Here is a 24,559-nt window from a genome sequence, read left to right on the forward strand (position 1 = left end):
ATGGAGGAGGCCGAGCAGGCGCGGACTGCCGCCCGGGACGCCGTCGCGGACATCGAACCCGACGGCCTCCGGGTGGTCATCGACGACCACGTCGCGTCGTCCTCGATGCTCCCGGGCGTACTCACGGTGCTGAGCGCCCGCGTCGTCGACGGCTCAGTCGACGACGACGCGGTGACGCGGCGCGCGGCGGGCGTCCAGCTCATCTACGAGGGACTGCGCACGACGCGCGACCTCGTCGCCGAGGAGCCGTGGGCGGACACCGACGAACAGGACCCCAGCGACGACCTCGACGTGCTCGCGGCGGACGTGCTCGTCGCGCGGGGCTTCCGACTGCTCGCGCGCACCGAGGCCGCCGGGCACGCGGTCCAGACGGTCCGCGAGTTCGGCCGCCAGCAGACCGACGAACAGGAGGGCCGGACGTCGGCGTCGCGCTCGCTGGAGTCGAACGTCTTCGAACTCGCGGCCATCGCAGGCGGCACCGCGGCGGGCGGCGAGACGCCGGTCGCGCTCCGCCAGTACGTCGTCGGCCTCGCGGACAACGCGGCCGTCCCGCTGCCGGGCGCGGGCGACGCGCTCCCCGAGGAAATCGAGGACGTGATGGCAAGAGTCGGCAGCCGGCAGGGGGACGAACGGGTCAGCCCGACGTCGACTGCGGACCGCTGAATCGAAACGCCTAAAGAAGTCCCCGTGCCTTCTAACGAATGCGTGCCTGGGTAGCTTAGCGGTAAAGCGCGTCCTTGGTAAGGACGAGACCCCGGATTCAAATTCCGGCCTAGGCTCTTTCCTCTCGACCTTAATCGAGTAGCGCTGTGGCTACTCGGAGATGCCGTACGTGTCGCCGGTCCAGTCCCGCGCGGGGAAGTCGTAGACGGGCTGGTGGTGGTCGATGTCGTCGATGCGCGCGTGGTCTTCGTCGTCGAGTTCCCAGTCGAAGACGTCGAGGTTCGCGCGGACGTGCTCGGGCGTCGAGGACTTGGGGAGCGGGACGACGTCGTTCTCGACGGCCCACCGGAGCACGACCTCCGCGGGCGAGCGCTCGTACTTCTCCGCGACTGCCTGAATCGTGTCGTCGGCGAATACCTCGGTGCGTGCGAGCGGTGCGGCGGCTTCGACGACGGTGTCAGTCTCCCGGCAGTAGTCGACGACGTCGTCCTGGGTGTTCCAGGGGTGGTACTCGATTTGGTTGACGGCGATGGGGACGTCGCTGACGTGGTGGGCGCAGCTGAGCTGGTAGGCGCTGAAATTCGAGACGCCGACGTTCCGGATTTTGCCCTGCTCGTGGAGCGTCGCCATGGCGTCCATGGTCTCACGCAGCGAGATAGCGGGGTTGGGCCAGTGGACGAGGTAGAGGTCGAGGTAGTCGGTGCCGAGGCGGTCCAGCGTCGCCTCGCAGGACTCGATGACGGACTCGTAGTCGAGGTGTTTCGCGAGGACTTTCGAGGTGAGGAAGACGTCGTCACGGTCGTACTCCGCGAGTACGTCCCCGATTTCGGCTTCGTTGCCGTAGCCTTCGGCGGTGTCGACGTGGGCGTAGCCGGTGTCGAGGCCGGCTCGCACGGCGTCGCGGACGATGTCGCCGCCGATGTCCCACGTGCCGACGCCGATTGCGGGGAGTTCGTCGCCACTCGGGAGCGTCTTCGTCGGTGGTGTCATCGTCGCATCGTTGCGCAGAAACCCCCAAAGGCGTTTGGCTCGTCGACAGTTTCGCGGAACCACGCCCCCTATCCTAATTGGCATATAACCACATTATACCAAAATAATCTGTATACGGAACAGCGTTATATTTCTTCGCTGCCGAGGCCCGGACATGGCAACGAAGAACCCCAGCACCGACGCACACGAATCAGACGCCCACGAAACTGACCCCCACGAGTGCCCGTTCTGCGGGGAGTACGTCGCCTCGCCGGGGAAGGGATTCATGCTGCACGTCGAGGAGAACCCCGAGTGTGACGCGGACTTCGACGCGTGGCGCGACCGCGTCGCCAACGACGTCCCCGGTGGCTGGGCGGGGTAGAACTTAGGCGGAGGGGTCGCCGACCACGTCGGACTGACGCGGGTCGGCGTCCTCGATGTGTTCCTCGACCTCTTCTTCGACACGTCGCTGTACGGTGTCGTCGACCTCCTCCTCGACGCGCTCCTGGACGCGGTCGTCGACGTGTTCCTCGACGTGGTCTTCGACGTGCGTCTCCACTTCGTCGGCCACGGCACCCGACACCTGGTCGTCGACCTCCGCGGCGACCTTCGTCTCCGCGGCCTGTGCGACCTGCTCTTCGAGAATCTGCTCGTAGATGCTCATGTTCTCCCAGACGCGCAGGAAGTAGCCGAGCACGAGCCCGCCCTGGAGCGCGGCGACGCGGGCGTCCATCCCGAAGACGAGCAGGTAGCCGAAGCCCAGGCTGAACGCGACACCGTAGACGACGTCGATGTAGAACTGCGTCTGTCGTCCACTGAGCGGTGGCATCACCTGTAGGTTCGGTCCGGCGCGTACAAAGGCCCTGTGCCCGGTTGAGGCGTCGTCAGCCGAAGAAGACCAGCTCGAACGCGAGGAACGACCCGACCGTGGCGACGACGGGGACGAGGTTCTGCATCGCGACGACGCGGACGGTCGTCGACGGGTCGAACAATTCGGAGCTCTCGGGGAGGTCCTCGGGGGAGGGCTCGCCGATGTCGCGGGTCGTGTCCTCGCCGTCGAGCTCCGGGTCGCCGACGGTCGGCGCGTCCTCGTCGGTCGCGAGCGCGCCGACGGACATCCGGGGGGTGGCCTGGCCGCGGACGGCGTCCACGATTGCGAACGTCCGGGTCGCCTGCCCCCAGCCGAGGCCGACGATAGACATGGTGGCGATGACGACGAAACTCGCTGGGATGCCGGCAGCCGACAGTGCGACCACGATGGTGGAGCTGATGACGGCGACGACGATGGCCGCGGTCAGCGGGAGGTCGGTGATGTCGTTGCCGAGCGTCTCCATCGTGCGGCGCGCGATGGTGAACGCGCCGACCGCGACGGCCGCCGAGCCGACGAGGATGCCGACGTTCATCCCGAGTTCGCCGCTGCCAACGAGCGGTGCGATGGCGTTGGCGACGTTACTCGTCCCCGAACTGAACGCCATCAGGCAGCCGATGGCGACGACGACGACCGTCCCGACGAACTCGCGGCGGGTCGTGTTCGGGCCGAGCACGGGCCGCGGGACCGCGCCGTCGCGCTCGAGAGCGAGCAGCGGGCCGTCGCTCTGGTCGATGGCGAACACGTTGTCGATGCGCGGGTAGAAGTACCGCCCCACCATTACCGACACCCAGAAGCCGATTGCGGGGGAGACGAGCCACCAGCTCGCGATTTCGCCGACCACCGCCCAATTCACGCTGTCGGACGCGAGCCCGAGCCCGACGATAGCGCCGACCGCGGTCATCGACGTCGACGCGGGCGCGCCCGAGAGGTTGCCGACGAGGAGCGCCCCGCCGACGAAGAACAGGACGGTGATGCTGACCGGGAGCGTGAACACGCCGGGGTCCGCGAGAAGGCCCTCGCCGAGCGTGTCCACGACGCGGCGGCCGAGCGTCCACGCGCCCACGAAGAAACACACCGACATGAGCGCGGCGGCGGTCACCTTCGTGATGGCGCCGGCACCGACTGCGGGCCCGAACGCCGGGCCGGTCGTCGCGCCGCCGATGTTGTACGCGACGAAACACGCGATGAGCACGCCGACGGCGAGCAGTGTCTCGGTCACAGTCGCCGGGACGGTAGGAACGAGTCGATTATAACGTCTTCTCACTCGGTGTCCGAAAGCGGGAGTGGGGAGTGCCGGACGCGCGGGGGGAGAGTGGGGGAGAGTCGAACGCGCGTCCAGATGATGGGTCCCCCTCGTGCGTAATAAAGATTCGTCAGACGCGACGCGGCACGAAAGGCTACGGGGCAGGGCTCCGTCGGGTCACACATGAACGGACTCGGTGTGCCACTGGTGACGCCCTTCGACGGAACCGGTAGCGTCGACCACGACGCGCTGGCGGACCTCGCGGCGTGGGTGACCGACGAGGGTGCGGACTTCCTCGTGCCCTGCGGGTCGAACAGCGAGGCCGAACTGCTCACCGCCGGCGAGCGCGCGGCGGTCGTGGAGACCGTCGTCGAGGCCGTACCAGCCGACGTGCCCGTGCTCGCTGGCACGGGGAGTCCCGGGCTTCGGGAGACGCTGGACGCGACCGTACGAGCGGCCGACGCGGGCGCGGACGGCGCGCTCGTCGTGACGCCGTTCTACTACGACCACGACCAGGCGGACTTCGCGGCGTACTACCGGGAGGTCGCCGAGCAGTCGCCGCTCCCGGTGTACCTCTACAGCGTCCCCGCGTACACGGACGTGCGCCTCGACCCGCGGACCGTCGAATCGCTGGCGACCCACCCGAATATTGCGGGCATGAAAGACTCTGCGGGCGACCTCGCGGCGTTCCAGCGTACTCGCGAGTACACCGCCGACGCCGACTTCGAGCTCTTCGTGGGGAGTGGCGGCGTGTTCGCGGCCGCACTCGACGCGGGCGCTGACGGCGGCATCCTCGCGGTATCGAACGTCGTCCCCGAGCGCGCCGACGAAATCGCGGAACTCCACACCGCCGGCAAGGACGAGGCGGCGCGCGACGTGAACCGCCGCATCCTCGACCTCGACCACGCGGTCACCGCGGAGTACGGCGTCCCCGGGCTGAAGGCCGCGATGCGCTCCCGAGACCGGCCCGCGGGTATCGTCCGGTCGCCCCACCGACCCGTCGACGACGACGCCGCGGCGGAACTCGCGGCGCTCGTCGACGAAGCGTTGCCGTAGCTCGGGGTTGCGGGCGTCGGAAGACCCTTTAGCGGGGAGCGACCGATGTTGTGGCATGAACCGACGCAGATTCCTCGGTGCCGCCGGCGTGGTCGGACTCGGCGCGCTCGCGGGCTGTTCGAGTGCAGTCGGCTCCGTCGCGCCGCCGAACGTCTCGGAGGACCAGCTCTCCGAAGGCGGGTGGACGAAGACCGACGAGAGCGAGCAGACCGTCTTCGAGCAGAGCTACGGCCCCGTGACGGTCACCGCGAAGTCCACGACCGTGGCCTACGAGGACGAGGCGCTCGCCGCCGCCGTCCGAGAGAAGACCCTCGGCCAAATCGACGGCACGCTGGCCATCTACTCGGCCTCGCACATCAACTTCTCCCCGGACCTCAACAACCTCCCGGGCGGCGTCGGCCGCTCGGAGGTGCTCTCGGAGGTCGAGTCCGCCGCCAAGTCCCAATTCGAGCAGCGGATGCGGGACAACGGCCTAGAGAACGTCACGAAGACCGGCGAGACGGAGTTCCAGACGGATTCGGGAGCCAGCCCCGGCATCAGCACGTTCCGCGGCGAGTTCCCGGTCGGCACGATGGAGTACGAAGCCAGTGGGGAGACGTTCACCATCGACGCGGGTTCCATCGAGGTCGCGGGCGACCTCGCGGTGTGGAACGAGGGCGACTACATGGTCGTCGCGGGCGGCGCGTACCCCGGTGAGAACTTCACGACGACGACCGAGAAGGAGCTCTCCGAGGCCATCTCGGTGACCGTCGACGTCGACCTCGAGCTCACCCCCAGCGAGTACCAGAGTGAGGTCCGCGGGCTGATGGCGGCGACAGAATGACCACGTGGCGAGACCTCTTCGACCGCGCCGCCTACCACGATGCCGACGTGGCCGACGTGCGCGCGGCGCTGGCCGAACGCCGGGAGGACGATGAGTGACGTGAGTCCCGCACGGGTCGCCGCGGACGCGGACGTGCTCGCTTCCGACCTCTTCGTGGACGGCGACGCGCGTGCCGCCCTCGACCACGTGCGCTCGCACTCGTGGGTCGACCTCGTCGCCAGCGAGCCGTTGCTTGACGACGCCGAAGCCGTGATTGCGGCGCTCGGCGACCCCGCCCTCGCCGCCGACTGGCGCGAGCGCATCGAGGCCGAGGCGACGCTCGTGAGCCACCCAGAGGGCGACCAGCCCGCGCTCGGTGCCGCGCACGCCGGCGACGCTGCACACGTCCTCACGTACGACGAGACGCTGCGCTCGGCGCGCACCGGCATGGAACTGAAGGGGCGCGTGGACGTCAGCGTGAAGGCCCCGGACGCGTTCGCGCGGCTGTTCGGCCCGGAGAAACTGTATCCGACGGTCGTCGGCGGCGACTACCCCGGTCCGGACCGCGACCCCCGCGAATAACTCAGTGCTGCCGTTCTGCGAGCCAGTCGGCGAGTTTCGCGAGCGCGCGACCGCGGTGGCTGAGCGCGTTCTTCCGCTCGGTGTCCATCTCCGCGAACGTCTCGCCGTCATGCTCGAAAATCGGGTCATAGCCGAACCCGCCTTCGCCGCGCGGCGCGACGATGGTGCCCTGCACGGCCCCGGAGAACGTTTCGGTCACGTCACCGTCCGTGTACGCGACCGTACAGCGGAACGCGCCACGGCGGTCCTCTAGGTCTTCGGCGAGGTCCCAGACCCGCTCGATACCGAGCGTGTCCTCGACGTACGAAGAGTACGGGCCCGGGAACCCGTCGAGCGCGCGAACGAAGAGCCCAGCGTCGTCGACGATGATGGGAACGTCGGCGTCCTGCGACTCGTAGGCGTCCTCCGCGCCGCGGGCCGCGATATCGGCGAGCTCGTCGCTCTGAATCTCGGTGTAGTCGTAGTCGTGCTGAGCGACGTCGTAGACGTCGGCGAGGTACTGTTCGGCCTCCCGGACCTTCCCGGGGTTCGTCGTCACGAACCGGAGCGTGCGCATACCGAAGCATCGGCGCGCACCGAGTTGGATGCGTCGGTTAGTCGTCGACGACGACTTCCACGGCTTCCTCGACGGCGCCCTCCTCGTCGTCGCCCTCGCTCTGCTGTTGCTGCCAGAGCAGCACGCCAGCGACCGCCAGCACGACCCACGACCGCCAATTCGCGAGGTTCAGCGTGTAGCCGATGCCGAACGGCTTCTCCACGAGCATCCCTTCGCCGGGCTGCCAGTACGACTGCAGCATCCGGCTGAGCTTCGGGCGCTCGAAGTTGTAGGGGACGCCGAACAGTTCGCCGCTGGACGGTTTCTCGACCATGCTCGTTGGTTCGGCGCCAGCCCCCAAATCAGTTTGGGGACTACTGGTAGCGCCCGCGCCCCTCGATGGCGCGCAGTTGGTCGAGGACCGACTCGTCGCCCGCCTCCCGGTACGCGGCCTCGAACGCCGCCGTCAGCGGCTCGGGGTCATCGGCGGTGCCCGCGAGGCTCTGCTCGAAGACGTGGCAGTCCATCGCGTAGTCCTCCACGTCGTCCGTGTTGTAGCCGAGCCCGAAGTCGATGAGGAACGTGCGGTCGTCGCCGTCTGCCACTCGAACATTTCGCGTCGTCGGGTCCCCATGCACGAACCCGGCGTCGTGAATCGTCGCGAGGTGGCGGCCCACGTCCCGGACGCGGGACTCGGTGAGTGCGTCCCGGAGGTCGGTATCGCCGACGTGCTGGAGCGTGAGCGTTGACTCGGGTACGTCGACGTCCCAGACCAGGGGCGTGGGGACGCCGTGGCGGCGCGCTTCGCTCGTGAGGCGGGCTTCGAGGACGGTACGGTCGCGGCGCAGGCGCGAGTCCAGGGAGGGGTGGCGGTACGCTTTCGGGAGGCGCGCCTTCGTCACGTGGTCGTTCTTGAACGTGACGGTGGCCTCGGCGCCCTGGAGGACATCGCTGTCGGGGCGCGCGGGCGGCTCGGGCTCGCGCCACGTCACCGGCACCTCGTCGGGTCGGAAGTTCGAGTCGATGGCCGAATCCTCAATTTCGAGGGTGTCGCCGGCGCGCGCCATCTTCTCGCCGAGCACCGCAATCATCCCCGCGTTGTCCCGGAGGAAGCGCGGTTCGGGCGCGAAAAAGTCCGCGCTGCGCTGCTCGCACATCGCTTCGAGCATCCCGCGCAGCCGGTCGTTCTGCGCGACGCCACCCCCCAAGACGAGTTCGTCGCGGCCGGTCAGCGAGAGCGCGCGCTCGGCGACCTCCGCGAGCATCGCGAATACTGTCTCCTCGAGGCCGCGGCAGACGTCCTCGACGGGCGTACCGCTGTCATACTCCTGCTTGGCGGCGCTCATAATGCCCGAGAAGGAGAAGTCCATCCCCTTGACGACGTACGGCAGGTCCGTGTACTCGCCGTCCTTCGCGTGGGCTTCGACCTTCGGGCCGCCGGGGTGCGACCAGCCGACGTGGCGCGTGAACTTGTCGAGGGCGTTCCCGACGCCCGTGTCCATCGTCTCTCCGAGCACGCGATAGCGGCCGTTCCGATATGCGAGCACGTGGGCGTTCGCGCCGCTGGCGTTCAGGCAGACAGGCGCGTCGAACCCGGAGCGGTGGCGGCCGATTTCGAGGTGCGCGACCATGTGGTTGACGCCCACGAGAGGGACGTCTAAGGTCTGGGCGAGCGCGCGCGCCGCGGAGCCGACGATGCGCAGGCACGGGCCGAGGCCGGGGCCACGCGAGAACGAGACTGCGTCTATCTGGCCGTCGCTCTCGTCGAGGATCGTTTCGACGACCGCAGGAATCGCCGACCGCATGTGCTCGGCGGCCTCGCGCGGGTGGATGCCGCCGCTCTCTGGCGCGTACGCGTCGGATTTGATGACGACAGAATCAGTCTCGGAATCGTACAGCGCCGCGCTCGCACACCACGCAGTGCCCTCGATTCCGAGAACCCGCATCTACCGGGTCAGTCCCACTCGGTGTAGCCGCACTTCCCGCAGTACTGCCGGTCGCCGTGGTCCGCTAGGAAGGTGTCACCGCAGCGCGGGCACATCTCCTTGTCCGTCGTGCCGTCGTCGTTGTAGTAGTCGCTCCGGGGCATCTATTCGGCCTCCTCCGCCTCGGCTTCCTCCTCGGCACCGATTTTGTTGCGGTCGAGCATGTGCTCGTGTTCGACTTCCGCGGCGTCCTCCGGGGAGTCGTAAGTCTTCGCGCGGCCGACGGTCTTGCGCATCCCGAACTTCGTGTCGAGTTCGTGAACGACGACCTCCTCGGAGTCCTTGTCGAGTTTCGCCGCGAGGCTGTCCCGCACGGAGAGCCGCGACGGCGTGGCGTCCTCGTGTTCTATCTCGAATTTGACCTCAGTCCGGTGAAGCAGGGGGTTGTCCTCCTGCTCCAGAATCTCGATTTCCATGGTCAGTTGTTCCTATATGAACGCGAAATCAGTAAAAGCATTTCGAAGGGCTGATTGCGGCCGCGAGCGCGTTCGGACTCACTCCAGCAGCGCCCAGAACGCCTCGGTCGTCTCCAGGAGTTCGCAGAGTTCGTGGGCCTGCTCTTCGAGCGCGCTCGTCACGTTCGCCAGCACCATCCCCTCGCCGGGCTGCCCGTAGACGACGCTCGCACCGATGGGGGCGGCGACGACGGCCGGCAGCGTCGCGAGGTCCTCCTCGCCGTCCACGGACAACAAGGTCGAACCCTCGGCGTGGATTGCCTCGACGAGCGCTTCGAGGAGTTCCTCCGAGATGGTCCCCGGGTCGCTGGCGACCTCGACGGTGCGGTCGGCGTCGGGTCGGCCGCCCGCGACCTCCGCGGTGACCGCCTCGCGTTCGGTCTTCCCGTCGACGACCGCGACTTTCGGCGGCGCTCCCGCCGCGACTAAGTGGTAGGTGACGACGTCGCCGACCGCGATGATGGGGTCGCCGGCGTCCGCCAGCAGTCGCTGGGCGTCCTCGTAGACGGGGCCCAGAGGCTCCTTGAACGCCCCGCGGGCGTCCGGTGGGAGCGTCGCGGCCGCGCGAGCCACGCTACCGGACCTTCAGCGCGTACTCGCCCGGCTCCGAGACCTCCATCTTCTCCGCGATTTCGGACTCCTCGGGGTGCGTGATGACCACGTACCCCGCCCAGTCCTCCGTGAGGCTCGTCGACGAGCAGTACGGACACATCTCCTCGTCCGGCTCGACGATGCGGTGGCAATCGTGACAGGCCAGGCGATTCGACGCCATCTACTCGGCCTCCTCGCTCTGCTCGCGCTCCTCGCGGAGCCAGCCGTGCTTCCCGAGGCCGGGCTGTTTCGCCGTGAGCCCGATTTTGGACTCGCGGGGGTTGCGCTCGTCGATGCTCTTCGTGACGATGCGGGCCCGCACCGAATCGCCAGTGCCGATGACGCTGTTGGACTCCCGGGAGGCGAGTTGCTGGTTCTCCTCGTCGAACGCGAGGTACTCGTCGGAAATCTGGGAGACGTGCAGGAGCCCGTCGACGGGGCCGATACCGACGAACGCGCCGAAGCTCACGACTTCGACGATTTCACCGTCGACGACTTCCTGCATCTCGGGGTCGAACGTGACGGCGTCGAACTCCGCTTTGAAGTAGACGCCAGGACGGTTCGGCAACACCGCACCCTCGCCGAGGTCGTGGACCTCAGTGACGGTGACGATGCTCCCGATGTCCTCGTCCATTCGCCCTTCCAGTTTGTCCTGCAGCAGCCGCTTCACGAGGTCCGGACTCACGTCCCCGAGGTGCTCGGGCGGAACCTCTATCGTGTCTTTCAGCCGTGCTCGCTTGTACATTTATGGTCGAGTGATAGTCATTTGATTCCGGCCCCTTAAATGAATTACCGGCACGCCCGCGTCGAGCAGGCGCTCACGGAGGGGACCGTCGTTCGTGACGACCGCGTCGGCGTCGCCGTCGACGGCGAGCGCGTACAGCGCGTCGTCTGCGTACGATTCCTCGGTCTCCACGGTCTCACAGCGGTCTGCCAGGTCCGCCGCCACGCTCGCAGCCGTCGCTTCCTCCCCGCTGCCCGCGCCGAGCTTCTCCAGCTCCACGAGGACCGTCTCGGGGACGACGGCGTCGTAATCGTCGATGATGCGGTCGAGTTCGTCGAAGACTCGCACTCCGGCCTCGACCGGCATCATCAGCGCGTTGGCGTCCATGGCGACCCGCATCACTCCGTGAGCGTACCCACGCCGATGAGGCGCCAGCGCGCGCCGACGCGGCGGTTGATGGCGATTTTCGAGCCCTCGGGCGCGCACACGGGCCGCTTGAGCTGGACGTCGCACTCGCCGTCGCGAGCGCTCGTCACGGAGCCGACGGTGGTCGCGGTCCCGACGGTCAACATCAGCGGTTCGCCGGTGTTGATTTCGTCGATGGTCTCGCCCTCCTCGGCGCCGACGAGGCGTTCGAGCAGGTCGACGTCCATCGTGAAGGAGTCCCACGTCGGCGGGAGCGTCTCCGGCGGACCGGCGACCTGCCCGGCGAGCGCGTCACCCTTCGTGAGGCTCGGGTCCAGGCCGGTCCCGACGCCGAGCAGGCCACCGGGCGAGGCCGCGTCGACGTCCTCGCCGCCGGCCTGGAGGCTGCGGACGGTGGTGGACACCGACCGCCACTCCGTCTTGCCGCCCTCCTCGACCTCGCGGCCGGGGCGGAGCTCGATGTCCTCATCGACGTCGAGTTCGCCCTGCACGAGACTGCCGCCGAGCACGCCGCCCAGCAGACCGTCCCACGTGGTGCCGGGGCGGTTGATGTCGAACGAACGCGCGACGTACATCCGGGGGTCGGCGTCCGGGTCGCGGTCCGGCGTCGGAATCTCGGACTCGAGCGCGTCGATGACGAGGTCGATGTTGATCTCCTGTTCGGCGGAGATGGGGACGATGGGCGCGCCCTCGGCGACCGTGCCCTCGACGAAGTCCTGAATCTCCTCGTAGTTCTGTCGGGCCTGCTCGCCGTCCACGAGGTCGACCTTGTTCTGCGCGATGACGATGTTCTCGATGCCGATGATGTCCAGCGCCATCAGGTGTTCCTCCGTCTGGGGCTGGGGGACGGGCTCGTTGGCGCTGACGACCAGCACCGCGCCGTCCATGATTGCCGCGCCCGAGAGCATCGTCGCCATCAGGGTCTCGTGGCCGGGAGCGTCCACGAACGAGACCGTGCGCAGCACCTCCGTCTCGGTGCCGTGCTCGGGACACTCCTCGGCGACGGTGTAACACTCGGGTTCGTCGCAGTCCGGACACCGCCGCAGCGTCGCGTCGGCGTACCCGAGGCGAATGGAGATGCCGCGTTTCATCTCCTCGGAGTGCTGGTCCGTCCACTCGCCGCTGAGCGCCCGGACGAGCGTGGTCTTTCCGTGGTCGACGTGACCGACCAGTCCGATGTTCACCTCCGGTTGTCGGTGATTGTCTGCCATGTTCACAGAGTAATCTTGCGTGAATTTCGCCCCGAACGACTGATAAACCTACTGTTACAGAGGCGCCGGGTCAGCGAGCGTCAAAACGCCGTTCGTTGGCGCGATACAGCGGCGCGTACGCCGCGACCGAACCGGGCGTTTAACCCCGTCAACGACGAACGGAGAGGCGTGCGAGAGTTCGGATTCGAACTCCGGCTGTGCGCCCACCTCGAAGCCAGCGGCGTCCCGAGCGTCGGCGACGCGGGAATCGTCGCCCGGCAACTCGGGACGAGCGTCCACGCCGCGGGCGGCCGCATCGTCGACACTGTCTGCGTACTCCCAGGCCCGGAGTTCGACGCCCGCACCGAACTCACCAGCGAGACGATTCCTCCTGCAGTACTCGACGCCGACGTCCCAGTCGGCGAGTACGAGCGCGTCACGCGGGTCTTCGACGGCCCGCCGGAGCGCGCCCGCAGCCTCGCCGAACGGGGTGCCGACACCGGCTTTATAGACCTCGACCGCCACGGCGGCCAGACGGTCGTCCGCCAGCACGCCCGCTATCCGGACTGGGTGGGGGGGCTAGTCGGCATCGAGAACAAGCCCGACCTCGGGCGGCCGGGCGACCTCGAAACCCAGATGCGCCACGACGCCAGCCTCGGCGTCCTCGACTACGCAGTCGTCGCGACCGCCTCCCACGTCACGCGCGCCCACCTGAACCGCCTCCCCGACGCGGTCGGCGTCTGGCGTGTGGACTTTGATTCCGACGAGCCGATCGACGTGATACGGGAGCCCGAGCCCCTGGATTCGGCGGGCCCCGGGCTGGAAGTGCTCGACTCGGAACCCGGAAAGACGGACGTGCGACCAGTGACGGCCGCCGAGAAGGCGCGCCAGCGCCGTCGTGTCGCCGAGCGCGCGTACGGCAAGGGCTGGCGGACGTACGACCTCCCGGACTGTGCACGGGTCGCTCGCGGCGAGGCAGGCGATACTGCCACGCTCCCGTTCTGCGCGTACAAGGCCCGGCTCGTCGACCCCGCCAGCGAGTGCGGCGCCGACTGCCCGGGATACGAGCCGGCAGACGCACCCGAAGCGGACCTCGACACCGAACGCGAGCGGAATACGCCGTGGAACGCGGACGCGGGCGGCCGCCGGCGGCAGTCCGGGCTCGACCAGTTCTGAGAGTGGTGGCCGGTCAGAGGTCGAACGTCTCGCCGTCGACGGCGAGCGCGTCGTCGAACGCCTCGTCGGCCGGGTAGAAGTGTGAGACGTGGACGACGCGCGTCTCCTCGGCGTCGAGTTCGTCGCCGAGCGCGAGCGCGCCTTCCTTCGTCATGTGCTTCGTGCCGAACGTCCGCGGCACGCCGTCGGCGTCCTCGTGGCGGCCGCCGACGGGGTGGTGGTCGGCGAGGTGCGCGGGGACGATGCCGTCCGAGAGCAGGAGGTCCGGGACCCGCATCGCGGCCAGCGACTCGTCGGGGATGTCGTACGTCGTGTCCCCGGAGAGTGAGAGTTTCGCGCCGTCCCGTTCGACGACCACGCCGTAGCACAAAAGCGGCGGGTGGTCGACGGGCACAAGCGTCACGTCGAAGCCCGCGGCCTCGAAGGTCTCGTGCGGCGTGACCGCTCGCGGGTCGACGTTGTCGAGGTAGTCGTACTTCCGAGCGACGGTCTCGGCGACGCTCTCGTCGGTCTTGGGGTCGGTCTCGTCGGCGGCGTACACCGGGAGCTCGTCGAACAGCCGGTAGGAGTTCCCGAGGCCGTCCAAGTGGTCGAAGTGGATGTGGGAGACGACGCCCGCGTCGGGCAGCGGGACGTCCTCGCGGAGGAACTGCGTGCGGAAGTCGGGGCTGAAGTCGAGGAGGAGCGCGTCGCCGCTGGCTTCGTCCTCGACGTGGACGGCGAACCGCGTGCGTTCGACGCCGCGGTCGCGGGCTGCCTGGCACGTCTCGCAGTCACACCCGGGCGTCGGCGTGCCCGTGGTGTCACCCGTGCCGAGCAGCGTGACCCTCATGCGTGGTCGTGGCCGGCGTGTGCAGCGTCGTCGTCGGGTTCGTCCGGGTCGTCGATGGCCTCCTCGAGCGTGTCGAGGTTGCGGAGGTGGTCGCGGTCCTCGAAGTCCGAGACGGCGGCCACGAGGTCGTCCTGCGTGAGCGTCCGGCGGTCCTCCATGAGCGCGTCGAGGACGGCCTCGCGGAGCACGAGCCGGAGGTCGCTCCCCGTCAGGCCCTCGGTCTCGGCGGCGAGCGCCTCGGCGTCGAGGTCGTCGACCGCGAGTTCGCGGGTGACGATTTCCAGGATTTCGGCGCGCATCCCCTCGTCGGGCCGCGGGAACGACAGAATCTCGTCGAAACGTCGCCACGCCGCGGCGTCGAGTTCGTCGGGGTGGTTGGTCGCGCCGATGAGCAACACGTCGTCGTTGACGAGGCTCACCTCGTCGATGCTCTTCAGGAGCGTGTTCACCGCGCGCTTGATGGCGTTGTGCTCGTCGCCCGTCCGCGTGGTGGCGACGAAGTCGAACTCGTCCATGAAGAGGATACACGGCGAGAGCCGCTTGGCCACCTCGAAGACCTTCTCGACGTTCTTCGCCGTCTCGCCGAGGTACTGGCTCGTAATCATCGAGAGTTTCACCTCCACGAATGGCAGGTCGAGTTGGTGGGCGAGCCCCCGGGCCGTCGACGTCTTCCCGGTTCCGGGTGGGCCGACGAATAGGAGCTTCCCGATTTCGCTGAGCCCGATGGTCGCGAGGTAGTCGCGGTGCTCGATGGCCTTCGCGACCTTCGTAATCTCGGCCTCCTGCTCGTCCGTGAGCACGATGTCGTCGAGGGTCACGTCGATTTCTGCGGGCGAGCGCACTTCCACGAGGTCCAGCATCTCCTCGTCGTCCTCGTCGAAGTACTCCGAGAGCAGGCCGTCGATCCACTGCGGATCGGCCTGCACGGGTCGGTTGTCCTCGCGGACCTCCTCGTAGTCCACGCCGAACTCGTCGCCGACGGCGTACGCCAGCACGGGGTTCTCGCGGACGCGGTCGGCGTCGGCGTTGTCGACGAACCAGTCGACGGCCATCTCGTCGTCCACGAGGCTCATGCTCCCCGCGAACGTGTCGCGGTCCGTGAACATCAGCCCGGAGATGGCTTCCCAGGGCTCGTCCACGCCGGAGCCCTCGCTGACGGCTGTCTCCGTGGTCTTCGGCGGTCGCGGGACGCCGTCGTCCCCCCAGAGCACGGTGCGGTACGCGGGCGGCAGGTCGTTCTCGTCGAGTTCCCGGTGCTTGTCGTAGATGCGGGCCGACAACAGGAATTCGACGACGTCGAGCGCCTCAGTCACTACCACTAACCTACCACCTCAGGGCGCATAAGCGCGTCGCAGTCGTCCTGAAAGGAGAACAGTTCGGAAGTGGTTTGCGTTGGTTGCGTCGGAGACGCCTCGAAAGCCCCGGAGGACTCACTGCGTTCGTCTTCCGGCCCGTCCGCTTTCAGGCCGTCGCGTTCGCGCGGATGTAGAACACGACCGGGCGGCTGTGCTGGTAGCCCTGGTGGACGGTGCGGGTGTAGCCGCGTTCGGTGAGCGTGTCTTCGAGGGCTTCGTCCTCGTCGTCGAGCGCGATGACGACCGGCGGCTCGTGTTCGAACACCGTCTCGTTGTGGAGCGTGCTGGAGGCGTTCGTGCCGTACTGGTCGAAGTACCACGGCAGCGGCAGGCGCTCGAACCAGCCCGTGTAGCCGCCGCGCGTGATGTTCAACTCGGGCTTCTCCGTGAGGTCGTCGGGGTGGTGGAACTCGTCGCCGTAGTACATCACGTCGACGCCGTCGTTGGTCGCGGAGATGTCGCGAATGTCCTGTAGCGTCGGCTGCATCTCGCCGGCGGGCTGGGCGTACTGGACGAGCGTGTTGTCCGGCCCCTGCGGGTTCGCGTACGTCGTCTGCGCGGCGACCGCGCCCGTGCCGGCGGCGGCGACGAGGAGCGCGAGCGCGACGGCGCGAGCACCGGCGGAGTTCCCGGACGCGGCGGCCGCGCGGCCGCGCTCGTAGACGAGCGCGACGCCGACGCCAGCAGGCACCGCCAGCGGCACGATGGCGTTAATCATCGTCCACGCGGCAGAGATGTCCGCGACCGCGGGGTAGCCGAACACCGAGAACAGCCCCCAGTAGAAACAGACCTCGACGACCGGCCGCGGCTCCACCGTGGCGTACCGCTCGTAGAGGAAGCCGAGCACGGCGAACACGACGAGCGCGGTGGCGCCGACGCCGAGCACGGTGAGGTCGTGTTTCAGGAACGCGACGTAGGAGTGCTCCTGCATTCCCGTCGACCCCCACAGGCCCATGAACTCGTTCCACGACCCGAGCGTCGCGTCGCGGAGCACGCCGGGCAGCAGCGCGGGGTCGCGCAGCGCCTCGTAGAGGTCAGGCTTGGGCGCGTAGAACGCCACGACGACGACCGCGCCCTCGGCGAGCGCGGCGCCGAGGTGGAGTTTGTACTGCCACGCGGCGCGCGCAGCACGCCGGACGTGCGACCGCGCGACCGCCCAGCGCGACGTCTCGTCGTCGGCTTTCGCGAGCACGAGCCGGCCGTCGAGGACGAGCGCGAGCGCGCCCAGCCAGCAGACCGGGTAGAGGAGCGCGTTCTCCTTGGTCGTGAACGCGAGCGCGAACGGGAGCGCCGCGGCGTAGAGGTAGCGCGCCTTCCCTGTGTCGAGCGCGCGGACGAACAGCCCGAACGCGGTGAACATGAACGCCGCGAGCAGCAGGTCGTTGCGCATGAACCGCGAGTAGTACAGCAACACGGGATTGGCGGCGAAGAAGAGGCTCGTCGCGACGAGTGCGGGCTGCGAGAGCCGCTCGCGGAGCAGCCACGGCGTCACCACGAGCAGCGCGCCGGCGACCGCGACGACCAGCCGCATCGTGAAGTCCGACGGCCCGAGCAGGTCGAAGACGACGCCGTTGACGTGCGGGAGGAACGGTCCGTGGATGATGGGGCGGTACGTCCACGCGCCGACCTCCATGTAGTGGAGAATCCAGTCGGCGACCCGGGCTTCGTCCTGGTGGGCGACCCGCCAGCCGAGGTTCCAGAGTCGCGCGAGGAGGGCGAGGGCGGCGACGGCGACGAGCGCGGCGGCGACGCGGCGACGCGACGTCTGGCCGCCACTGGACCGAGACATACCACGCGATTGCGACGGGGTCGATAAACGCTTTCCGGATGGCGGGGAGCGCCGCATAGCGGCGGTCCCCGAAAACGCGAACGCGGAGCGAAGCGATGCGTGAGCAGCGAGAGCCCGAGCAACGCGAGGGGTCTCCTAATGCGAACGGCGACCGTCGGAGCCGCGAACAGCGACGCCCGAATTACGACCCGTGCAGCCGTTCGGCGACGGCTTCGATAGGATGAGGTGGAATGTCGTCGGCGTCGTCGCGGTCGCCGAGTTGGGAGCGACAGGAGCCACCGGAGGCGACGACGCGGTCGGCGGGACTGTCCTCGACTTGCTCGAACAGCCGGCTACCGATGGCCTGCGAGAGGTCGTAGTGTTCGTCGTGGTAGCCGAAGCTCCCGGCCATCCCGCAGCACGTGGTGTCGAGGGGGTCTACGTCGTAGCCGACGCGCCGGAGGACGCCGACCGTGTGGTGGTCCTTGTTGGTGACTTTCTGGTTGCAGTGGCCGTGGTAGCTGAACGCGCCGGCGGCACCGGGCGAGCGGTCGGGGATGGAGAGGTTCTCGTCGAGGCGGAAGGCGTCGAGGTACTCGCAGACGCCGTAGGCGCTGTCGGCGACGCGTTCGACCGGTGCGCGGGAGCCGCCGTCCGCGGCGCGAGAGGCGTCGCCGAGTAGATCCAGATATTCGTCTTGGAACATCACGGCGTCCGAGGGCTCGACGAAGACGACGTCCCAGCCGTCGGCGACGCGCGAGCGGAGGTCATCCGCCAATTCGCGGTATTCGGCGGCGTCCGGCCGGTCGGCGTCGAGTTCCTGCGTGGACCACGTCGCGTGCGTTCCCTCGGAAGTCACGTTCCGGAATCCACACGGTCGATAATTAAAGTTAGTCGTCGCGTCAAAACCAGCGCGGTAAACCGCGAGCACCGTGCGACGCGTTGTCGGAGGTTTATGGTCCGTCGCGCGTCAGTACCAGTATGGCAAGCGACACCACTCCGGTCATCGCGGCGGCCTACCGAACCCCCCAGGGCAAGGAAGGCGGCGTGTTCGCGGACACCCGCAGCGAGGACCTCTCGATTCCGCTAATCGACCACATCCTCGACGAACACGACCTGACGAGCGACGACATCGACGACCTCCAGTGGGGCGTCGCCCAGCAACGCAAGGAACAGGACAACAACGTCGCGCGCGTCATCGCGCTCCTCTCCGAATTGGGCGAGGACGTGCCCGCGGCGACCGTGAACCGCTGGTGTGCCTCCTCGATGGAGGCCATCATGCGCGCGGCGGACTCCATCAGCGCGGGCCAGCGCCAGGCCATCATCGCGGGCGGCGTCGAGAACATGTCCCGCGTGCCGATGGACGGCGACTCCTACCAGTACCTCCACCCCGAACTCGCCGAGCACTATAACGTGCCCGAGCTCCAGATGGGGATGACCGCCGAGGAGGTCGCCGAGCGCCACGACATCAGCCGCGAGCAGCAGGACGAGTACGCGCTCCAGAGCCAGCAACGCGCCGCCGAAGCCACCGACTCCGGGCGCTTCGACGACGAAATCGTCCCCATCGAGACAGAAGAGGGGCTCGTCGAGGAGGACGAGGGCATCCGCCGCGACACCTCGTTGGAAGCCCTGAGCCAACTCCCGACCGTCTTCAAGGGCGACGGCACGGTGACGCCGGGGAACGCCAGCCAGATTTCGGACGGCGCGGCCGCGACGCTCGTCACGAGCGAGCAGTTCGCCGAGGACCACGATCTCGACGTGCTCGCGTACGTCGGCGACCACAACGTCACGGGCGTCGACCCGCGCGTCATGGGCATCGGTCCCGTTCCGGCCACCCGGGAACTCTTGGAGCGCACCGGCGAGGACGTCGACGACTTCGACCTCGTGGAGCTCAACGAGGCGTTCGCGTCCCAGACCGTCTACGCGCGCGACGAACTCGGCATCGACAACGAGAACTTCAACGTCAACGGCGGCGCTATCGCCATCGGCCACCCGCTCGGGGCCAGCGGCGCACGCCTCCCCGTCACGCTGATTCACGAGATGAACAAGCGCGACGCCGAGAAGGGGCTGGCGACGCTCTGCGTCGGCTTCGGGCAGGGCGCGGCGATTACGTTCGAGCGGAAGTAATCTACTGGCCCGTCGCCCGCGCCGAAACCACGAAACTGATACCGGAGCCTCGTTTCTCTCGGCGTAATGCGTTCCGTCGGCATCGTCGTCCCCGCGTACGACCCGAACGTCGAGGTGCTCGTGTCGTACCTCGACTCCCTCCAGGAGACCCTCCAACCCGAGCGCCTGCACGTGGAACTGGATGCGGCTACCGCGGAGACGGCCGCCGCGATTCGTGAAACCGGAGCGACTGTCAACGACGCGGCCGAGCGCCGCGGCAAAGGGGCCGCCATCACCGCGGGGTTCGAGACGCTGGAGACGGACGTGCTCGCGTTCGCGGACGCCGACGGCGCGACGCCCGCGCCGTCGCTCGCGGAAGTCGTCGCACCAGTTCGCGACGGCGACGCCGACCTCGCGGTGGGGTCGCGGCGCCACCCCAACGCGACCGTCGCCAGCCACCAGACGTTCGCGCGCCGGTTCCTCGGCGACGCGTTCGCGTGGCTGGCGCGCCGGCTCCTCGACGTCGACCTCTACGACTACCAGTGCGGCGCGAAAGCCATCACCAGCGAGGGCTGGGAACAGGTACGGGACCACCTCTACGAGCCCGGGTTCGCGTGGGACGTCGAACTCGTCGCGATGGCGGGCGCGCTCGACCTCCGGGTGCGGGAAGTCCCCATCGAGTGGGAGGACCAGCCGGGGTCGACGGTGTCGCCGGTGGAGACGTCGATAGCGCTGTTCCGCGCGCTGCTGGCGTCCCGCCACCGGTCGAAACTCCTGCGGGACAGCCAGCTACACGAAGCCATCGCGGCGCGCCGCGACGACCCCGCCGCGCTCGTGGAGCGACACCGATGAGCCGTTCCGACCGCCTGCGGGAGGCGCTCCCCGAGCGGCTCGCGGCGCTCGTCTCGACGGTGCGGTTCGGGCAGTTCGTCTCCGTCGGCGCCATCGGCGCCGTCTTCGACGTCACGACGCTCGTCCTGCTCACCGAGCTGTTCGGCGTGCCGGCGGCCGTCGCGAACGTCGTCAGCATCGAGACGGCGATTCTCGTGATGTTCACGGTCAACGAGCGCTGGACGTTCGCGGAGCACGGCGCGACCGACCTGCGCTCGATTGGCCGGCGGCTCGTGCGCTCGCACGTCGTCCGCGCTGGCGGGTCGACGCTGCAGTACGTGCTGTTCGTCGCGGTGTTCTACAACGTCGCCGTCGACCTCTCGGTCGCGGGCGTGGACCTCTGGCTGGTCGTCGTGAAAGGCGGCGCCATCGGCGTGGCGATGCTCGTGAATTACGTCTTCGAGAGCCTGTTCACGTGGCGCGTCCACGCAGAAGAGTAGGAGAAGTCAGTCGTGGGGGTGACACCAGTCCAGCGCCTCGCGGACCGCTTCCTTCCGGCCGAGGAACGTGAGGTGGTCGCCCTGCTGGAGCGTGAAGTCGCCCGACGGCACCTGATTCTCGTCGTCGCGGCCGACGAGGGCGATGATGCAGCCGTTCGGGAGCTCCGCGTCGAGTTCGTCGATGGTCTTCCCGACGAGGTCCTCGGAGGTGACTTCGACCTCCTGAACGTCACCGGAGCGCCCGATTTCGGTCATCCAGTTGGCGAGCGCGGGGCGCTCGATGATGTTGTCGATGCCCCACGCGGTCGCCAGCGACGAGGAGACCGTGCGGACGCCGAGGTCCTCGAAGGCGTCGACGTTGTCCGGGTTGTTCGCCCGGGCGATGATGGTGTCGACGTCGAATTTCGAGTCCGCGAGCTGAGAGACGAGCAGGTTGGCGTCGTCGTCACCGGTCGCAGCGACGACGATGCGGGCGTTCTCCGCGCCCGCGGAGCGTAGCTCGTCGGTGTCCGTGCCGTCACCGTGGTGGACGGTGAACCCCTCGTTCCGCGTTCGTTCGACCATCTCTACGTCCTTCTCGATGAGGACGACGTTCTCACCGCGGTCTTCGAGGCGCTCACCGAGCGCCCGACCGACGGTGCCGCCGCCGACGATGATGACACGCATAGGTATGACCTCAAGTGCTTGCGCGATGTGTCTTGCGAACCCCCCTTCGAAGACGACAGTCAGCAGGATGACGAGGAAGACGACGCCGACCAGGAGGCTGGCTGCTTCCTCCATCCCGTTGCTCTGGAGCTGGACGGCGAACAGCGTCGCGACCGACGCGGGGATGATGCCGCGCGGCCCGACGACGCTCATGAACGTCCGCTCGGAGAGCGTGTAGCGCTCCCCCCGGGTGGAGAGGAAGACGCCCAGTGGCCGGATGACGAGCGCGACGAGCGCGACGACCGCGAGTCCGGCGACGCCGAGCTGGATGAGGTTGTCGAACGACAACAGCGCAGCGAGCCCGATGAACACGAACGAGAGGACGACCAGCGTCACGTCGCCCTTGAAGGCCTCTATCTCCTCCTCGTAGGGGAGGTCGGCGTTCCCCAGCACCATGCCGGCGGTCGCGACCGCGGCGATGCCCGCTTCGCCGCGGAGGAAGTCGGCCGCGCCGTACGCGACGAGCGCGCCGGCGAGCACGATGAGGCGGGCGTTCTGCGGGGCGTTCCCCCGCGAGAGGTCGACGTGCCGCAGCAGGTACCAGACGGCGCCCGCGACGGCGAGCCCGAAGAGGACGCCGATGCCCAGTCGGACCGTGAATTCCTCGATAATCTGCATCCGGGTGAGCCCTGGATTGTTCACGACCTCGAAGACGACGATTGCGAGGATGGCCGCGGTGACGTCGTTGACGACGCCCTCGGTTTCGAGCGCGGCGGCGACGCGGTTGCGCACGGGCACGATGTCCAGAATCGGCGTGATGACCGTCGGGCCGGTGGCGACCAGCAGGCTGCCGACGAGGAACGCCATGTCCCAATTCGCGCCGAGCAGGTAGTGCACCGACAGCGCGGTCCCGACCAGCGAGATGGCGGCCCCGACTGTCGTGAGCCTGACCACCGCGCCCGGGGCTTCCCGGAGCTTCGGGAGCTTCAGGTGGAACGCGCCCTCGAAGACGATGATGGCGACGGAGAGCCCGACGATGCTAGACAGCGTCTCCGCGCCGCCGAACGTCTCCAAGGTGACGACGCCCAGCACTTCCGGGCCGACGAGAATCCCTGCGATGACGAGGAACAGCACGCTCGGCACTTGGAGGCGGTCCGCGATGACTTGCGACGCCACTCCGAGGGCGATTATCGTGGCGACCAGTGGAATGAGTTCGGAGCTCACAGGAGCACCTCCAGTGCCGACATCGTCCCGTGATTCAGTGCCGCTACCCTTAAACCGCCCGGATGCCGGCAGCCACCCCCGGCAGTGCGAGCTACTCCGCGTAGATGTCGCCGATTTCGTCGGCGAACGCTTCGAGGATGTTGCGGCGCTTCTTCTTCATCGTCGGCGTGAGCAGGTCGTTTTCCTCGGTGAATTCGGTGGGGACGAGGCGGAAACGCTTGATTTGCTCGTAGTCCTCGAAGTTCTCGTTGACGGCGTCGACCTCCCGCTGGATGCGGGCTTCGACGCGGTCGTCCCGGCAGATGGCGGCCTTGTCGTCGGGCAGGTCGACGCCCTCGCTGTCCGCCCACGTCCGGAGGCCGTCGAAATTCGGGACGATGACCGCGGAGACGAACTTCCGGTTGTCGCCGACGACCATCGCCTGCTCGACCAGCGGGCTCGCCGCGAAGGCGTCCTCGATGGGACCGGGCGCGACGTTCTTCCCGGTCGACAGCGTGAGAATCTGTTTCGCGCGTTCGAGGAACGTGACGTAGCCGTCGTCCCGGAGTTCGACGACGTCGCCGGTGCGGAACCACTCCTGGCCCTCGATTTCGGTGAACGCCTGCTCGGTGGCGTCGTCGAGCCCCCAGTAGCCGTCGAAGACCTGCGGGCCGCGTACGAGCAGCTCGCCGACCTCGCCGTCGCTGGCGTCGCGCTGCTCGGGGCTGACGATGGTCTCGTCGACGCGGAGCTCGGTGTCCACGACCGGCGGGCCGATGGTGCCGGGCTTGGGGTCCTCGGGCGGGTTCACGCAGAGCACGGGGCTGGTCTCGGTGAGGCCGTACCCCTCCAGAATCGGGAGGCCCATGCCGTGGTAGAGCGCGCACAACTCCGGCGACAGCGACCCGCCGCCGGAGATGAAGAAGTCGACGTTCCCGCCGAGCGCGTCTCGCACTTGCTCGAAGATGAGTTTGTCCGCGACGGCGTGCTTCGCGCGGAGTGCCAGCCCCGGGTCGTCGGCCTCGTGGTAGTCGCGGCCGATGCCGGTCGCCCACTCGAAAATCCGCTCCTTGGTGGGCGATTCGGCGGCCTGCTCGCGGACGGCGTCGAAAATCTTCTCGTAGACGCGGGGGACGCTCGTGCCGACGGAGGGCTCGCAGAGCGCGAAGTCCTCGCGGAGCGTGTCCGGGGACTCGGCGTAACAGACGTGCGCGCCCGAGGCGAACAGCAAGAAGTGGCCGGCGAGCCGTTCGAGGACGTGCGCCAGCGGGAGGAACGAGACGACTCGGGTCTCCTCGGTGATGGCGGGGAGGTCGGGCTTGTCGGGTCGCGGGCCGAAGCGCTTCCGGCACTGGTTGACGTTCTCCCGGAAGTTCGCGTGCGTGAGCGCGACGCCCTTCGGCTGGCCGGTAGTGCCGGACGTGTAGATGAGGCTCGCGAGGTCGTCGTAGTCGGCCCCGTCGACCCACTCCTCATAGGTGTCGCGGTCGAATACGGCCTTCCCGCGCTCGTACACCTCCGAGAGCGCGATGGCGTCGTCGTCGGCGACGTGGTCCATCGTGACGACGAACTCCACGTCGAGGTCGTCCTCGACCTCGCGGACGCGCTCGACTTCAGCCTCGCCCTCGACGACGACGCCGACCGCGCCGCTGTCGCCGAGGAGGTGTTTCACTTGCCGCGGGCTGGAACTAGGGTAGACGGTGGTGACTGCGCCGCCAGCCGCGAGAATCCCGAAGTCGCTCTGCGCCCACTCCATGCGGGTGTGCGCGAAGATACCGACCCGCTCCCCGGCTTCGACGCCGAGGTCGCGGAACCCGGCCGCGAGGTTGCGGACGATATCCCGCATCTCACCGTACGTGACGTCGGCGAACTCGCCGTCGGGCGCGGGCGGGAGCACGTCCGGCGTGAACGTGCGGTCGTGGATGCCGCCCTTGTAGCCCTGTGCGGGGCGGTCGGCGTGTCGCTCCGCGGCGTCCTCGAACGTGCGGGCGAGGGTGGTCTCGCCGGTGACCTCGTCCTCGTAGTCGCGTTCCGCCTCGCGGAAGTTCATA

Annotated in this window: 27 protein-coding genes, 1 tRNA gene and 1 pseudogene; 10 read left to right on the forward strand and 19 right to left on the reverse strand. The window is 68.3% G+C overall.

Annotated elements, in window-relative coordinates:
• Both LPA44_RS02625 and LPA44_RS02630 read left to right on the forward strand, forming a co-directional pair.
• Window positions 1-663, forward strand: coding sequence for a DUF7114 family protein (locus LPA44_RS02625; protein WP_230888040.1), 663 nt, complete (start codon window positions 1-3; stop codon window positions 661-663).
• A 44-nt stretch (window positions 664-707) separates the two neighbouring features.
• Window positions 708-779, forward strand: a tRNA-Thr gene (locus LPA44_RS02630).
• 34 nt (window positions 780-813) lie between these two features.
• On the opposite strand, the gene LPA44_RS02635 is transcribed toward LPA44_RS02630, so the two are convergent.
• Entirely contained in the window at window positions 814-1,653 is an 840-nt protein-coding gene (locus LPA44_RS02635) for an aldo/keto reductase (protein ID WP_230888041.1), read from the reverse strand.
• 154 nt (window positions 1,654-1,807) lie between these two features.
• On the opposite strand from LPA44_RS02635, the gene LPA44_RS02640 reads away from it, so the two are divergent.
• The gene (locus LPA44_RS02640) at window positions 1,808-2,014 is read left to right on the forward strand and encodes a DUF7501 family protein (protein WP_230888042.1); all 207 of its coding nucleotides are present in this window, start codon (window positions 1,808-1,810) and stop codon (window positions 2,012-2,014) included.
• Between the two features lie 3 nt (window positions 2,015-2,017).
• Here the strand turns inward: LPA44_RS02640 and LPA44_RS02645 are convergent, their stop codons facing one another.
• A complete protein-coding gene (locus tag LPA44_RS02645) occupies window positions 2,018-2,461 on the reverse strand; it encodes a hypothetical protein (protein WP_230888043.1) in 444 nt (147 codons plus the stop codon).
• Between the two features lie 55 nt (window positions 2,462-2,516).
• Window positions 2,517-3,722: an inorganic phosphate transporter gene (locus LPA44_RS02650; RefSeq protein WP_230888044.1), complete on the reverse strand. Its 1,206-nt coding sequence runs from the start codon at window positions 3,720-3,722 to the stop codon at window positions 2,517-2,519.
• A 207-nt stretch (window positions 3,723-3,929) separates the two neighbouring features.
• Here LPA44_RS02650 and LPA44_RS02655 point away from each other — a divergent pair, with 207 nt between their 5' ends.
• The 3 genes from LPA44_RS02655 to LPA44_RS02665 all read left to right on the forward strand — a co-directional run bounded on the left by LPA44_RS02655 (window position 3,930) and on the right by LPA44_RS02665 (window position 6,186).
• Window positions 3,930-4,802 carry a dihydrodipicolinate synthase family protein gene (locus LPA44_RS02655; RefSeq protein ID WP_230888045.1) on the forward strand — a complete coding sequence of 291 codons (873 nt, stop codon included), beginning with the start codon at window positions 3,930-3,932 and terminating at the stop codon, window positions 4,800-4,802.
• Between the two features lie 55 nt (window positions 4,803-4,857).
• Complete coding sequence (locus tag LPA44_RS02660) at window positions 4,858-5,625, forward strand: DUF6517 family protein (RefSeq protein ID WP_230888046.1); 768 nt, start codon at window positions 4,858-4,860, stop codon at window positions 5,623-5,625.
• 90 nt (window positions 5,626-5,715) lie between these two features.
• Window positions 5,716-6,186 carry a DUF7384 family protein gene (locus LPA44_RS02665; protein ID WP_230888047.1) on the forward strand — a complete coding sequence of 157 codons (471 nt, stop codon included), beginning with the start codon at window positions 5,716-5,718 and terminating at the stop codon, window positions 6,184-6,186.
• Window position 6,187: 1 nt separating this feature from the next.
• Here the strand turns inward: LPA44_RS02665 and rdgB are convergent, their stop codons facing one another.
• The 10 genes from rdgB to LPA44_RS02715 all read right to left on the reverse strand — a co-directional run bounded on the left by rdgB (window position 6,188) and on the right by LPA44_RS02715 (window position 12,113).
• A complete protein-coding gene (gene rdgB, locus LPA44_RS02670) occupies window positions 6,188-6,742 on the reverse strand; it encodes an RdgB/HAM1 family non-canonical purine NTP pyrophosphatase (protein ID WP_230888048.1) in 555 nt (184 codons plus the stop codon).
• A 37-nt stretch (window positions 6,743-6,779) separates the two neighbouring features.
• A complete protein-coding gene (locus tag LPA44_RS02675; RefSeq protein ID WP_230888049.1) occupies window positions 6,780-7,055 on the reverse strand; it encodes a DUF5808 domain-containing protein in 276 nt (91 codons plus the stop codon).
• Between the two features lie 40 nt (window positions 7,056-7,095).
• Window positions 7,096-8,667, reverse strand: coding sequence for a bifunctional N(6)-L-threonylcarbamoyladenine synthase/serine/threonine protein kinase (locus tag LPA44_RS02680; protein ID WP_230888050.1), 1,572 nt, complete (start codon window positions 8,665-8,667; stop codon window positions 7,096-7,098).
• A gap of 8 nt (window positions 8,668-8,675) precedes the next feature.
• The gene (locus tag LPA44_RS02685) at window positions 8,676-8,810 is read right to left on the reverse strand and encodes a 30S ribosomal protein S27ae (RefSeq protein WP_167245830.1); all 135 of its coding nucleotides are present in this window, start codon (window positions 8,808-8,810) and stop codon (window positions 8,676-8,678) included.
• On the reverse strand, window positions 8,811-9,122 hold the full coding sequence (locus tag LPA44_RS02690; protein WP_230888051.1) for a 30S ribosomal protein S24e: 312 nt from the start codon (window positions 9,120-9,122) through the stop codon (window positions 8,811-8,813).
• A gap of 78 nt (window positions 9,123-9,200) precedes the next feature.
• Complete coding sequence (locus LPA44_RS02695; RefSeq protein WP_230888052.1) at window positions 9,201-9,734, reverse strand: GTP-dependent dephospho-CoA kinase family protein; 534 nt, start codon at window positions 9,732-9,734, stop codon at window positions 9,201-9,203.
• 1 nt (window position 9,735) lies between these two features.
• Window positions 9,736-9,933, reverse strand: a complete 198-nt coding sequence (gene spt4, locus LPA44_RS02700) for a transcription elongation factor subunit Spt4 (protein WP_059057698.1) — start codon at window positions 9,931-9,933, stop codon at window positions 9,736-9,738.
• A complete protein-coding gene (locus LPA44_RS02705; RefSeq protein ID WP_230888053.1) occupies window positions 9,934-10,497 on the reverse strand; it encodes a DNA-directed RNA polymerase in 564 nt (187 codons plus the stop codon). It abuts the gene before it with no gap.
• The gene (locus tag LPA44_RS02710; RefSeq protein WP_230888054.1) at window positions 10,498-10,875 is read right to left on the reverse strand and encodes a twitching motility protein PilT; all 378 of its coding nucleotides are present in this window, start codon (window positions 10,873-10,875) and stop codon (window positions 10,498-10,500) included.
• Window positions 10,875-12,113 (reverse strand): translation initiation factor IF-2 subunit gamma, encoded by a 1,239-nt coding sequence (locus tag LPA44_RS02715; protein WP_230888055.1) that lies wholly within the window; start codon window positions 12,111-12,113, stop codon window positions 10,875-10,877. The genes LPA44_RS02710 and LPA44_RS02715 overlap by 1 nt, the downstream gene beginning before the upstream one ends.
• Before the next feature lie 168 nt (window positions 12,114-12,281).
• On the opposite strand from LPA44_RS02715, the gene LPA44_RS02720 reads away from it, so the two are divergent.
• The gene (locus LPA44_RS02720) at window positions 12,282-13,268 is read left to right on the forward strand and encodes a DUF5787 family protein (RefSeq protein WP_230888056.1); all 987 of its coding nucleotides are present in this window, start codon (window positions 12,282-12,284) and stop codon (window positions 13,266-13,268) included.
• Between the two features lie 13 nt (window positions 13,269-13,281).
• On the opposite strand, the gene LPA44_RS02725 is transcribed toward LPA44_RS02720, so the two are convergent.
• The 4 genes and pseudogenes from LPA44_RS02725 to LPA44_RS02740 all read right to left on the reverse strand — a co-directional run.
• A complete protein-coding gene (locus LPA44_RS02725; RefSeq protein ID WP_230888057.1) occupies window positions 13,282-14,100 on the reverse strand; it encodes an MBL fold metallo-hydrolase in 819 nt (272 codons plus the stop codon).
• Window positions 14,097-15,413, reverse strand: coding sequence for an ATP-binding protein (locus tag LPA44_RS02730; protein ID WP_230888058.1), 1,317 nt, complete (start codon window positions 15,411-15,413; stop codon window positions 14,097-14,099). The genes LPA44_RS02725 and LPA44_RS02730 overlap by 4 nt, the downstream gene beginning before the upstream one ends.
• Window positions 15,414-15,561: 148 nt before the next feature.
• Window positions 15,562-17,244 carry a flippase activity-associated protein Agl23 gene (locus LPA44_RS02735; RefSeq protein WP_230888059.1) on the reverse strand — a complete coding sequence of 561 codons (1,683 nt, stop codon included), beginning with the start codon at window positions 17,242-17,244 and terminating at the stop codon, window positions 15,562-15,564.
• 181 nt (window positions 17,245-17,425) lie between these two features.
• Window positions 17,426-18,127 (reverse strand): annotated as a pseudogene (locus tag LPA44_RS02740) ((Fe-S)-binding protein); the annotation flags it as partial.
• A 77-nt stretch (window positions 18,128-18,204) separates the two neighbouring features.
• Here LPA44_RS02740 and LPA44_RS02745 point away from each other — a divergent pair.
• The 3 genes from LPA44_RS02745 (at window position 18,205) to LPA44_RS02755 (ending at window position 20,660) form a co-directional block, all read left to right on the forward strand.
• Window positions 18,205-19,350, forward strand: coding sequence for a thiolase family protein (locus LPA44_RS02745; RefSeq protein ID WP_230888060.1), 1,146 nt, complete (start codon window positions 18,205-18,207; stop codon window positions 19,348-19,350).
• 66 nt (window positions 19,351-19,416) lie between these two features.
• The gene (locus LPA44_RS02750) at window positions 19,417-20,181 is read left to right on the forward strand and encodes a glycosyltransferase (RefSeq protein ID WP_230888061.1); all 765 of its coding nucleotides are present in this window, start codon (window positions 19,417-19,419) and stop codon (window positions 20,179-20,181) included.
• Window positions 20,178-20,660: a GtrA family protein gene (locus LPA44_RS02755; RefSeq protein WP_230888062.1), complete on the forward strand. Its 483-nt coding sequence runs from the start codon at window positions 20,178-20,180 to the stop codon at window positions 20,658-20,660. Before LPA44_RS02750 ends, LPA44_RS02755 begins: the two co-directional genes overlap by 4 nt.
• 6 nt (window positions 20,661-20,666) lie before the next feature.
• Here the strand turns inward: LPA44_RS02755 and LPA44_RS02760 are convergent, their stop codons facing one another.
• Window positions 20,667-22,529 carry a cation:proton antiporter domain-containing protein gene (locus LPA44_RS02760; RefSeq protein WP_230888063.1) on the reverse strand — a complete coding sequence of 621 codons (1,863 nt, stop codon included), beginning with the start codon at window positions 22,527-22,529 and terminating at the stop codon, window positions 20,667-20,669.
• Window positions 22,530-22,620: 91 nt separating this feature from the next.
• A complete protein-coding gene (locus LPA44_RS02765; protein ID WP_230888064.1) occupies window positions 22,621-24,558 on the reverse strand; it encodes an AMP-dependent synthetase/ligase in 1,938 nt (645 codons plus the stop codon).
• Between the last annotated feature and the right edge of the window lies 1 nt (window position 24,559).

Source organism: Halobacterium sp. KA-4 (assembly GCF_021028995.1).
Taxonomy (GTDB): Archaea; Halobacteriota; Halobacteria; order Halobacteriales; family Halobacteriaceae; genus Halobacterium.